This window comes from Photobacterium makurazakiensis (assembly GCF_050336715.1).
Lineage (GTDB): Bacteria > Pseudomonadota > Gammaproteobacteria > Enterobacterales > Vibrionaceae > Photobacterium > Photobacterium makurazakiensis.
In genome coordinates, this window is the sequence record NZ_JAKJSJ010000025.1 from 1 (window position 1) to 12,953 (window position 12,953).

Genomic DNA, 12,953 nt, shown 5'->3' on the forward strand with positions numbered 1-12,953 from the left:
TATATAAAGCACATTATAAGCTTATAATTGCATACGATTTTAATTTTGCCTGCATGCTCACGAAATCAGACTCATATACTTTTAAATCATCGGGTTAGATATTATAGTTATTCCATCAAACGCGGAAGTGGATGGGGTCTGGTGGCCCTCCCGGTCTTCAAAACCGACGTGAGCTGAATAGGCTTTGGCAGGTTCGATTCCTGCTCCTTCCGCCAACTCTTTTATAACTAAGTGTATGGAATAAATATTCACTTAGTAACTTTAAATATTAAAACATGACGATGAATTGAGAATAACCTGAAATAATATTCATGTTTTATTCAGGGTTTTAAGATTATGGTGGAATATTAACTACCACTGAAATTATAAATTCAATTGTACGTTATACATGCCCCCCTTAATTCGATAAAGCCCGATTAATTATTCTTATAGTTGGTGGTAATAAAAGACCAACTATTTACTTAATTTTTTAATCTTAATGGGGCTTTATATTATGGCCGTAAGCACCTTATCTTCGATCCCTCAGATTGATAAAATCCTTCAACAAGCCTTTCTTGCCGCTTATATCGAACGATTGAGCCGTCCTATGGTGGCCGACATCATACGTGACCAAGTGAATAGCTATAAAAAGGCGCACCTCCAGAACCCTGAAGCCAACCCATTTTCGTTAGAGCAGCTTTATCATCATATTGAGCGTGGTTGTTGGTTGGTTAATCAGCAGCGCCTTCAGCGGGTGATTAACGGCACTGGTGTTATTGTTCATACTAACCTAGGTCGCTCACCGTTAGATGCCGATTTGTGGCAAAGTGTGAGTGAGGTAAACACTCATTATAATAACCTTGAAATCGATTTAGGTACGGGTAAGCGAGGGAAGCGGAAAGGGCTGCTGCAAGCGTTAATGCAACACTTAGTAAAGGGAGAAGACACGTTGGTTGTCAATAACAATGCTTCTTCTATCTACTTGATGCTACATGAGCTCGCCAAAGGTAAAGAAGTGATTGTTTCTCGTGGTGAGCAAATTCAAATAGGCGGAGGCTTCAGAATCCCCGATATCCTTGCTTTATCGGGGGCTAAATTGGTTGAAGTCGGCACGACGAATATCACGACAACACAAGATTATTTGGACGCGATTACTGATGATACGGCGATGGTACTCATTGTTCATACCTCAAATTTCAAGATCCGCGGCTTTACTGAATCTGCCGATGTGAAAGAGTTAGCTCAAGCACTGCCTGAGCGCGTGGTACTGGCCGTTGACCAAGGCTCAGGTACAACAACAGAAGTAATGCCTGACGAGCCAACGGTGGCAAGTTATATTCAAGCTGGCGCTGATATTGTGTGTTTTTCTGGCGATAAAATTCTTGGTGGCCCGCAAGCGGGTTTAATAACTGGCAAGCAATCGCTGATCCATCAGTTAGAGAAAAACCCGATGATGCGAGCATTCCGTCCAAGTCGCATTGTTTACTCATTGCTTGAAGAGCTCGTCGTTCGCAAACTCAATCTGCTTGATAGCGGTAAAGGTGTGGCTGAAGTTAAACGGCAAGCCGATTTGTCTGCGATTGAGCAGCGTGCTCATCGATTGGCTAAAGATTTTGGGGATCAGGTAACGGTCGTACGTTCTGAATTGACCGTAGGTGGCGGATCGCTGCCCGATCAGAGTGATCCGTCTTGGTCGATAGAGATCGCGCCGAATGCTGGCCGTTTCAGGCCCGAAAAGTTACTGCAGGTGATGCGAAATTGGCCATTATCGGTGATTGGGGTTATTAAGCACGACAAAGTGCAGTTGAACATGGCAACTATCAGCAATGATGAAGTGTTTTATTTACGTAGCCAGCTGGCGGAGGTGTTGCAATGAGCTACGTTGTAGGCACTGCTGGGCATGTAGATCATGGCAAGTCAGCGTTGATCAAAGCATTAACCGGTATAGAGACTGCGCACTTACCGCAAGAAAAGAAGCGAGGGATGACCATCGATCTTGGCTTTGCGTATTTCAAGCACCCGAACGGCGAGCCTGTCGGGGTTATTGATGTTCCGGGGCATGAACGCTTTATACGCAATATGGTAGCAGGGGTGTGGAGCCTTGATATGGTGCTGTTTGTTGTGTCAGCCGATGAAGGTTGGATGCAAATGTCGACTGACCACCTTAAGGTTATTGCATCAATGGGGATTGAAAATGTCACCTTGGTGATCACCAAATCTGATTTGGTCGATAACGATATGCTGGCGCTGGTGGAAGAAGAGTCGCTTGAGCAGTTCCTTGATCTTGCGGGTTTTATTCCTGACTCTATGGTGGTTTCTGCTCATCAGAACAAGGGGATTGACCAGCTTCGCCATCATATCTGTAAAAAACTCGATAGTATGGTGGATGACCGCGATGTGGGGATTGATGAGAAGCGTGGGGCACACCTTTATATCGACCGTGTATTTACCGTCAATGGAGTTGGCACTACGGTAACTGGTAGCCTGTGCGGCGGTGAATTCCGCGTTGGTCAGAAACTGATCATGCAGCCTTCTGGTCGAGAAGTACAAGTCAAAAGCTTACAGTCTTATCACCAGAGCATTGATACAGCACTTCCGGTATCACGGGTGGCGATTGGCCTAAAAGGGGTAAAGAAAAAAGAAGTAGAGCGGGGGTTCTGTCTGGTTGAGGCGAAAGATGCGCCATTTGTCACCAACGAGATCATTATCCGTTTAGACAGCTTATTATTTAAGGACTATTTACCTGGAAAGCAGTCTAGAAACAACAGTGAAGTTGAAGTCGCTTTTGGATCGTTTAATACCCTAGCGAAGATCTTTGTGTTCAAAGGAACGAATCTGGCCAGATTACGTTTGAAAGAGTCTGCCTGTTGCTTTTGGAACCAGCGAGCCTTGTTAATTCAACATGGTGGCAGTCGGATCTTAAACTGCGGTGCAGTTGTTTGGTCTGGTGCGGTTGAAAAGCAACATCGTCAGAAACTGTATGAGCTTTTAATGGCAATGCCCGATCACCCTGCATGGGAAGATTATGTCACCATTAATATGGCGATGTACGGTTATGCTAAGCGCGGTGAGCAGACGCTGGATGAATCAGGCTATAAGGTCTGTGATGATTGGCTATTTACGGAAGAATGCTTCAAAACAACCTTCCAGCAAATTGAGCAGATCTTCCAGCAAGAGCAGATTGATATGCCGGTTAATGAGCTAAGTGGCAAGTGTCAGATAGCCATACCGCCACTTTCGGCCTTGCTCGGCTCATTAGCGGAAGAAGGATTGTTACGTAAAAATGGCGATCTATACTCGCTTGGTTCAGGCAAAGATGAAGCTCAACTATCTGCGACGGCGAAAAAAATTCTCGATCGTATGATCCAAGCTGGTAAGCAAGGCTATGAGGCTGAAAAAGAGAAAATTCCAGGCGCACAAAAAGAGTTGAGAAACCTTGTCCGCTTGGGCTTTGCCGTGCCGATGGAAGGTAAGATTTTCTATGAAAAATCCTTGTATGAAGGATTGATAAAAGATCTACTTACTGGATATAGCGAGAGCGAACGGTTTGCCATCGCTGCTGCGAGGGAGCGCACAGGCCTTTCCCGTAAGTATTTGATCCCAGTTTTAAACCGGATGGAAGCTGATGGTTGGATTAAACGTATCGAGAACGATCGCTTAGTGCTAAGGGCACTTGAACCAGAGTGTGTTTGATTGTTAGCTGGTTATTAACATTGATATGAACCCTAAGCGTAAGACCTAGGGTTCATATTCACCGATGAAAATTGTCTTAAATTTCCAAGGTTGCGTTATTGAGTGTTAGTGAAGAAATCGTTGTACAGCATGTACAAGTGAGCTGCACTCCAAGAAAAGTTTGGTGCGCCTTGTTGATCACCCGTCAATGGGTTGTAGTTTTCACGGATAGGCCCGTCTTGAATTAGGCCATCTGCGTTCTGGAAGAAAGCGCCTGCCATCTCGATAGCATCATCACGATAACCGTAGCTTTCCATTCCCTTCAAACCAAAGTAGAACTGGTCGACCCATACGCGGCCACGCCAGTAAATATCAGGGCCAAAGGCTGGGCTAGATAGTGCCGCTGTACCGAGTGGTACGTGTGTATTGAACTCCTCAGTATCTTTCATTACTGAAACCACAGCATCAGCGTGCTCTTGCGTTGCTGCACCGTTAAACAGTGGAGACCAGCCTTCAGGGCCTTTACCACGTTCTACGATAGGCTTGCCAGCACAGCCGTTGGCGAGAGGCTTGTCTTCAATACGTATATCGTAGAAGAAACTAGTGCTCTCATCAAACATACAAGTATTGATGTAGTTTGAAAGATGCTCAGCCTTTTTGCGGAATTCTGTTGCTTCAGCATCTTTGCCAAGAATGTCAGCCATTTCAGCAAGGTACTTGTTATCACTGTACATGTAGCTTGCTTGATCAACAGATTCTTGCAGCAGTGAGTAACCCAACAGCGTGCCATCTTCTGCGCGGTTTTGAGCAAATTCTACATCCCAATCAGAACGCTTGCCGCCATTTGCTACATATTCGTTTAGCTGATCGATATCGATGAAGCCAAATGCTGCTGCATCATCACGACCCGATTCCCAAGAAGCTGCGATTTGTGCAGGGCTTTCGATGAAGTCGTAACCGCCTTCAGCCACCACTTTATCAAGCGCTTCTTGACCTACGATAGTTTCATGCTCGTCGCCGCGTACTACTGTGAAGAACATATCGCCTTCAGGTGTGTTGTGCGCTTTGTCTAGTGCAGCACCGTATTCAGGAATGCCGTTACCGTTGTTGTCACGGTTACGTAGCCACCAGTCATGATAAGCGACCAGCTTAGGATACATTTCTTCTAGCCAGGCTTCGTCTTTCGTGGTTTTGTAGACTTCCATCACAGCCCATGCAGCTAGGCTTGGCTTAGTATTACGCTCGTTCCAGTTGCCGCCGTCACCGCCGCGCTCAGGACTTAGGTTGTAAGCAAGTAGGTCTGGCACGTAGCCTTCATCCCATGGACGAACTAAATCATCGGCTTGGATTTGGTACGCAAACATCGCGCGAATGTTGTCTTTTGCTACTTCTGGGTTGAAGTGAGCCATGGCGTACGCTTGTTTCCAAGTATCCCACGGCCATGTTTGGTTGCCAGAAAACCAACGAGCAGTAACAGAAGGGGTAACAGAATCAAACTCCATTGCACCGGCTGCGCCACGCCAGTTACCGTTTAGGGTTTCCATTGCTTTAACAGCAACACGCTCTTGTTCTGGCGTTGCGTTAGGGTTGGTTAAACCCATTTCAAGATAGCCTTCCCAGCGTGCTTCTGATGCCGCAAGATAATCGGTAGGGTTTGCCAAGATTTTTTTGATCTCAGCTTGCTCTGCCGTGTTTTCTTCTGCTGTTAACACATGCGAGTAAGTGGTGTAGATCGTCGTTGACCCATCAATGTTTGCCGTTGAAGTAAAGGCTAAGCCATCAACTTGCGTTTGGGTTGGAATCGACTTTTGGACTTGATATTCAGATTCGCCAGAAGTTAACAGATCCCATGTAGAGCGAACCTTGCCGAATGTGACTTTTACCCCGTTATCTGTTGCGACGATCTGACGGTTGTAGTTTGGGTAGGTTTCTGCGATGGTTTTGGCTGTTTGCGCTTCGCCTTCTTTAGCATGAGTCTTTTCTAGCAGTTCACCATCCCAAACAAGTGTTACTGGAGAGTCGGTGGTGATCTTAGTTTCAAGCAGCGAGGTACGGTCAGAAGCGAAACGTATCGTCATCTCAACAGTCACATCGTCAGATTTTAATGTTTGAACCAGTGCTCCGGGTAAGCTATAAGCCTCCATGGTAAACGCAACTTTTTTGCCATCTTTGAACACGCTTAAACGGTCAAAGTTGTCTGCCATAAAGTTAATGTATTCTTCTGTCAGTAGCGCTGTGCCAGGGAAGCCACCTATGCCAGCGTCAGAGTCAGGAAGTAAGTGCCCATGCCATGCACCTAAATCAAAAAATGGGTTGAACCGCTGGTGGTCATCGAAATCGTAGTCACGCATGTACTCTGGAGAACCAGTACGGTCGATGACATTTTTAAATTGGCTTGCTTGAAGCTGCGCTTCAGTATTTGAATTTGTTGTACAACCAGTAACAACAAGTGCCGCACCGATAGCTAAAGCGGCGAATGATTTATTTAGTTTCATGATGAGTTCCTGTTATTACCAGTAGAAGTATTGCATTGCGAACACTTGCGCGTCGCCAGTTTCAGTGTCTGCGCCTACGCCGAATCGGCTATCAAAGGCTGTTGCGTACGTACCATTCCCGTACTCGTACCACACACCAGCATTGATGTATGATGTAACTTTGTCATCTATACCGTCTATTTCGTTGTTAGCGTAGTTGTATGCTGCTGAGAGATAAACACCTTGTGCAGCTTCATACCAAGTACTTGTTTGAAAGCCAGTCTCTGTACCATTCGGATCATCACCATGTTCAATCGACTGTTCGTCATTTCGATTACCTTTATTGGTGTCGTGCCAGACGCGAGCAGCAATGTTTTTGTATTCAGCACCAACTAGAAATAACTCACCGCCATCATTGTTACGAGCTTCTGCTCCTCCCATTAGCGTAAGAGCATCCGTTGCGTCATATTGAACGTAACCATTGACCATGGCATTTTTATCAATCCACTGGTCAGCAAATCTATCGTATTTACCAAAGTGGACAAGTGCATCGTCTTCCGAGAAGTCAGATTTAGGCGCGAATGAAACGCTATAGCGAAGTTTACCTTCTAAGTTTTGGATTTTTACACCGACGTTGACATCGCGAGTGTTAGAGATCACGTAACCATACTCGACGGTTGCATCACCCCACCATTGAACGTCATCTAATGAAGAGTCCATGCGTCCCACAATAAATTCTGTTTTATTGTCTGTGCGATAGCCAACGTAAAAGCGGTTGAAGCCACCTTCGAACCCTCCCCATCCATGGCCAGTTGCCCATGCAGTGCCTTCGTCGTCAGCTTGTACTGTCCAGCCTTCCAGATAAGCAAGACCGAACCAGTTACCATGTTCAATGGCTAAACCTGCTTCGATGTAAGTCCCATCGGCGTAACGGCCTTTATCGTTCCCTTCTAGGGCGACATGACCACCAAGCCCTAGTTCACCATAAAAGTTGAATAGGGTTTTTGATGGATTTTCTGGAGGACGAGTGTCGCTATGGCTAGCTTCTGTTTCGGTAGCGTTGGTGGATAGGGCTGTGAGAATACAGCTCGTAATCAGAGTTATTTTAGTAAATCTACGCTTCATTTTATTAACTTCTACTCAAGTGTAAAAAGTGACCGTCTAGAGCTCTATTGGCTCTTTGTTGACGTGTGTATCAATAAACTTATTATTTCGAACGGAAGTGTAGCGGTATTCAATGGTTTTTTAATAAATACATTCTTAAAGTGTGATCTTGTTTTAGTAAAATTTTACTGGTTAATTAAGGCGAGGTTTTAGGTGTATATGACGCTCGAGGGTGAGGTGAAGGATTGATTTTCTTGGTGAATGATTAAGTTGTATTTGCATTAAAAATGCCCCTCAAAGCGAAACGCTTGAGGGGCTGAAATGGATATCTAGAAGAAGAGTCGAGAATTAAACTTATTGTTGTTTAACGGTCTCTAATGGCTCACCTTCAGCTTGCTTCTTTTCAAAGCGAGAGATCCACCACCATGCAATTGCAGAGAATACTGCTGTCATGAAGACGTTGATGAAGAAGGCTCTCATTAAGTTCACACCTGTTGGGAATGCAGAAGCTGTCATACTTACGATAAAGATAACAATAAGAACCGACACAACAGCCATACCTACTTTACGAGAGCCCATGCGGAAATCACGTGGTGTATCGTCGTATTTCAGACGGAAAACAAAGTAAGCAGCCATAATGAAGATAGGTGGAAGCATTGCAGTACCTGCGGTTAGGTTGATTGCTACGTTCATCATGTCTTGTACAGACTCAGAACCTAAACCGCTGACTAGTAACATTACTACTACGAATGCGAACTGCCACCAAGCTGCACGAACTGGCACACCGTGTTCATTAAGCTCAGTTGTTTTCTCACCGTAAACACCTTTTGGAATTTCAGAGAAGTGAATTTTCACTGGTGCTGCTGTCCACATCATCATAGAACCGAACATTGCAATGAACAGTACAATACCAACGAAACGGCCAACTAAAGATGCAGATACATCGAAGTATTGAGCCATACCCGTGAAAATTTCCACCATGCCGCCTGCATAAGTGAGGCTTTCACGAGGAACGAATACGTTTACCAATAGAGAACCAACCGCGTACATGGCACCAATGAGTACACCTGCTGCGATAATTACTTTGATAAAGGTTTTCTGGCCGCCTTTCACATCTTTTAGGTATGCCGCCGCTGTTTCTGCCCCGCCTGCTGCTTGGAAAATCCAACACATAATACCAATGGTTGCCCAGTTGATTGTTGGAGTCATTGCTTCCAGAGTAATAGGTTCCGCAGGGACGTGATCACCACCAAGTGCCATAAGTGCACCGATGACATAAATACCGAATAGGGCAAATACGCCGTAAGCAACAAGCTCAGAAATTCGACCCAACCAAGTCGCACCTTTTGTTGAAATGTGCGTCGCTGCAGCGAATAAAACAATCGAGATAGCGGAAGTTACAACGGGTGAGAATGCGTATTCATAACCGAGCATCGCGTAAGAGGCATACGAAATAACATTGGGTAGTAGCGATACAAACCAGAATAGGTTTACAAACCAATATAAGAACGAGCCTAAATAGGCCATTTTGGTACCAAGTGGTTTCTTCAACCAATCGTACATCCCTGATTCGGAGTTCTTATTTGCTGATACAAATTCAGCAATGATGAACACGAATGGAATAAAATAGACAATAGTGGCAAGCAAAAAGATAGGAGCAGAGCTTAAGCCAAGTTCTATGTTGTTGTTTACGATGTTGCGAACGTTAAATACCGCCGCAAGTGTCATAGACAGCAAGGCAAATTTGCCTATTGTGCCGCGAAGTTGTTCAGACATGTTGTTCTCCGATGAATCACGTCGTTATTATAAGCCCAAATTCTATTGAGCGTTTTGTTGGCTGGGGCCAGGTGCTTATGCCTGACCCGTTATAATTAATTGTTTATTTGTTTAGGAAGTAACCATCTTCAATGGTGACTTTGAGTACAACTTTGCGCACATGGTTATCACCATGGAAACGGTAAGCATTGTTGTTATCAAAAATGGCGACGTGACCCTGCTTTAGTTGACGAATTTCGCCAGAGCCAGTGAGGTATTCACGGTCGGTTTCATCTTGATAGCTTTGCGTTAGTTCAAGTTGTTTTTTGTCTGCAAACTCGACAGTTTCACAGCCTTCTAAGTAGTAATGCACATCAAAATAGCGACGGTTACCTGTGAAGGTTTCTGTATTACATGCCATGCCACTTTCAATCATGTACGCCAGTGAGTCACCGATGGAGTACATGACGCCATCTTTGATATTGCCTATATTTTCAATCGCTTCTATACAGCGGTTCCATTTACGACCGTCGCGGTAGACGACTTTAAATTGCTCTAGAGATTCTAAAACGATCATGGTTTATGCCTCGTTCTTCTTTAATGGGCCCGTGGTGAAAAAGCCGTTATCGAACTGATGGTTGACTAGTGTCTGAGCTGAGCAGTCACCTGCTTGGAAAGGGATAAGGGTCAATCCGTAGCGGAATTCATCCATGTAAACGCGATATGAGTCTAATACTTCGCTACCCCAAGAATTTGAACCTAATCCCATGACTTGGTGGTCAAGGTTTAGGGTGATGTATCCACTCTTCTCTAGCTCGATGGTGTGCTGTGCGGCATGTAAGTTTTGGCTGGTGTAGAACCATGCGCTGAAGTTGATCTCTTGCTGAGGTTTCACCGCAATACCATTACCTGCACGGCTTGAAAGTGCCGCCCAGCGCACATGCTGTCGGTTACCGTTATTTTGCGGGAATGGGTAGTTTTCAAACATGTCAGCAACTGTTGACTGGTACACATCAATCATGTTGGCTTGCTTGCTATCTTGGTAGTTTTCTTCTGGGCCACGGCCGTAGTATTGCACTTGGTCGAAGTCGCCGTTGATACCTAGGTCTAGGCCAATTACAGGAATAACATGCGGGTAATCCCCGTAACGCTCACCACTAAGCTCAACGTTTAGCTGGCCCTGTGCGTTGATTTGGTAGCGATAAGTACAGCGCATGCCAAAGTCAAATACAGGTGGAGCAATGATGCTGGTGGTTGTGATTTCAATAGCACCATTAGCTTGGTCGATATTCAAACATTCAAGGTTGATGCTACGGAAATGCTCCTGCATGATTTGCAGGTGAGCGGGCTCCCAGTAGCCATCGTGCTCTTGCTTGTGGTTATCAATCATTGGTTTGAAGAAGTTAAGCTTAGGCTCTGAAGCAATTAGCTCTTCGCCATTCACTAACCAAGATGTCAGCTTGCCGTTCACCTTCGAGAAGTTAAGTGCAAAGTTATGACCTTTCACTATGTAATCTAAGCGTGATTCAATAACTTCAAGCGCAGTTGCGTTGTTGGTGGTAAAAGGTTCTAGCTCAGCGGTGGCTTCTTTTACTTGGAATTGGTAAACCGCGATGTCGTGGTTCGCTTCACTGTATGCAGTGCGAGAATCTTTACGAACGGTGAAGTTAACGAACACTTCACGAGTATCAAGCTGAGGGATATCTAGTGAGATTTCACGGCTAGAGTTTTCAGCGAGTTCTTCTACTTTGATCTGTTGTACCGCAATGGTTTCACCTTCGGCACGAATTTCGGCAGTAATGGTGTAATCATCGATGTTAGAGAACCAAAGTTTGTTATCGACGGTGAAGGTGCCAGCTTGTGCATCGAAATCACGGATTTTTACAGGTGCAATGACTTGTTTGTATTCTTTCAAGCCAGGGCCAGGAGTCTGATCTGGGTATACCAAACCATCCATGCAGAAGTTGTAGTTATTTGGGTAGTCACCGTAGTCACCACCGTACTTGTAGAATTCAGTGCCTTCTTCATCACGAGCCAGAATACCGTGATCACACCACTCCCAAACGTAGTGACCTTGAATCGCATCATGCTTGTAGAAAACATTTTGGTATTCTGTTAAACCGCCCGGGCCGTTACCCATTGCGTGCGCGTATTCACAGATGATGCGTGGCTTTTCATGTGGGAATTCGCCAAATGCATTCATTAGTTGCGCGCGCGAATACATGGTAGAAATGACATCAACGACTTCAGCATCACGGTCTTCTTCGTAGTGCACTAAACGCGTGTCATCAATTGCTTTTGCGGCATCGTACATTGAACGGATGTTGCAGCCATAGCCAGATTCGTTACCCAATGACCACATGATGATAGAAGGGTGGTTTTTCTGGGCGTGAATATGTCGCTCAATGCGCTCTACAAACACCGCTTCCCAAGCTGGATCGTTGGTAATGCGGCTGAGATCGCCAACGTTAGCAAAACCATGTGTTTCTACATCGGTCTCACCCATGACAAATAAACCATAGATGTCACACAGTTCATAGAAACGAGGGTCGTTCGGGTAGTGCGCGGTGCGTACGGAGTTGATGTTGTGCTGTTTCATCAGCACCAAGTCTTTTTCCACGCGATCCATCCCAACGGCACGCCCTTTAAGGTGGTCGTTATCATGGCGGTTCACGCCGTGCAGCATCACGTATTTATTGTTGATGTAGAACAGGCCGTCACGTACTTTAATGTCACGGAAACCAACACGTTGTGGGATCACTTCCAATACATTGCCGTCTGCATCTTTCAACGTCAGTAGCAATTGGTATAGGTATGGGTTTTCAGCATTCCATTGAATTGGGTTAACGACATCAATTGAAAACTGAGTTGAAGCGCTGCCAGATACGGTCAAGTTATCCAATGAGCCTTGCGAGATCACGGCGTTGTTATCGTACAGTGCGTATTCCAGTGTTGCACCTGCCGGTGTGGCTGCTAAGTTTTCTAGTTCAACCTGGCAAGACAGCGTTGCGCTTTGGTATGCATCATCAAAGTCGGTACGAACTGTTACGTCTTGTACATGAAGTAGCTCTTTACCTACTAGGTAAACGTCACGGAATATACCGCCTGTCCACCACATGTCCTGGTCTTCAATGTAGGTTGAATCTGCCCATTGCATTACACGAATAGAAAGTAGGTTGGTACCAGGTTTCGCGTATGCTGAAATATCAAATTCTGCGGTTAAGCGGCTACCTTTACTAAAGCCAACGTATTCACCGTTAACGTAAACCTCGAAATAAGTCTCGACGCCGTCGAACTTAATAATGGTTTGTTTTTCATCCCAGCTTTCACTTAGGAAGAACGTACGCTGATACGCACCAGTTGGGTTATCTGATGGTACAAAAGGCACATCAATCGGGAATGGGAAACCTTCATCGGTGTACTGAAGGTCGCCGTGGCCTTCCATTTGCCACATATTCGGAACAGTAATATTGCCCCAATCGGTCATTTCTTGAGAGTAGAACTCCTCGGGTACTAATAGAGGATTAGTGAAATAGCTGAAGTTCCATTGGCCACTTAATAATTGGTAGTGGCTACTCAGTTCACGCTGAAATGTCTTCGCGTTTTTTTCTGAGCGGTATGAGAAGAAATATGCGCGTGGCGCCATACGGTTCTCATGTAAGTGAAGGAAGTTTTCCCAGTTGTTCACATTGCCTCCCGGTTTCTTAACCGACGTTCTTATTCGTAAGTGGGGTCGTGTAAGTAACGACTAATCTTTATCTGAGGTGATTATTGGTAAAACTTTTACTAAATGATACGGGTGAAATTGTTTTACTTTAACTTGATCACATTTTTGTCGTAGGCAGGATACTTTGGTGTGATCGAGCTAAAAGAATCAACTAAGAGGCTATGGTCTGGATGATTAGGCTGTTTGGTTAGTATTTGTATGGTTTTTATACGTTAGTCGACTAGACTTGTTCAATTAACTTA

At 45.0% G+C, this 12,953-nt stretch carries 7 protein-coding genes and 1 tRNA gene; 3 read left to right on the forward strand and 5 right to left on the reverse strand.

Annotated elements, in window-relative coordinates; all coding sequences use genetic code 11:
- Positions 1-123: 123 nt before the first annotated feature.
- The 3 genes from L4D09_RS12350 (at position 124) to selB (ending at position 3,672) form a co-directional block, all read left to right on the forward strand.
- Positions 124-215: transfer RNA gene (locus L4D09_RS12350), tRNA-Sec, on the forward strand.
- A gap of 278 nt (positions 216-493) precedes the next feature.
- Positions 494-1,855: an L-seryl-tRNA(Sec) selenium transferase gene (selA, locus tag L4D09_RS12355; protein ID WP_428457807.1), complete on the forward strand. Its 1,362-nt coding sequence runs from the start codon at positions 494-496 to the stop codon at positions 1,853-1,855.
- Positions 1,852-3,672 carry a selenocysteine-specific translation elongation factor gene (gene selB / locus L4D09_RS12360; protein ID WP_428457808.1) on the forward strand — a complete coding sequence of 607 codons (1,821 nt, stop codon included), beginning with the start codon at positions 1,852-1,854 and terminating at the stop codon, positions 3,670-3,672. The genes selA and selB overlap by 4 nt, the downstream gene beginning before the upstream one ends.
- 95 nt (positions 3,673-3,767) lie before the next feature.
- On the opposite strand, the gene ygjK is transcribed toward selB, so the two are convergent.
- The 5 genes from ygjK to ebgA form a co-directional block, all read right to left on the reverse strand.
- A complete protein-coding gene (gene ygjK / locus L4D09_RS12365; protein WP_428457809.1) occupies positions 3,768-6,146 on the reverse strand; it encodes an alpha-glucosidase in 2,379 nt (792 codons plus the stop codon).
- Between the two features lie 15 nt (positions 6,147-6,161).
- The gene (ygjJ, locus tag L4D09_RS12370) at positions 6,162-7,250 is read right to left on the reverse strand and encodes a protein YgjJ (protein ID WP_428457810.1); all 1,089 of its coding nucleotides are present in this window, start codon (positions 7,248-7,250) and stop codon (positions 6,162-6,164) included.
- A 333-nt stretch (positions 7,251-7,583) separates the two neighbouring features.
- Entirely contained in the window at positions 7,584-9,005 is a 1,422-nt protein-coding gene (locus tag L4D09_RS12375) for an amino acid permease (protein WP_428457811.1), read from the reverse strand.
- Between the two features lie 103 nt (positions 9,006-9,108).
- A complete protein-coding gene (locus L4D09_RS12380) occupies positions 9,109-9,561 on the reverse strand; it encodes a beta-galactosidase subunit beta (RefSeq protein WP_428457812.1) in 453 nt (150 codons plus the stop codon).
- Between the two features lie 3 nt (positions 9,562-9,564).
- On the reverse strand, positions 9,565-12,672 hold the full coding sequence (ebgA, locus tag L4D09_RS12385) for a beta-galactosidase subunit alpha (protein WP_428457813.1): 3,108 nt from the start codon (positions 12,670-12,672) through the stop codon (positions 9,565-9,567).
- Positions 12,673-12,953: the final 281 nt, after the last annotated feature.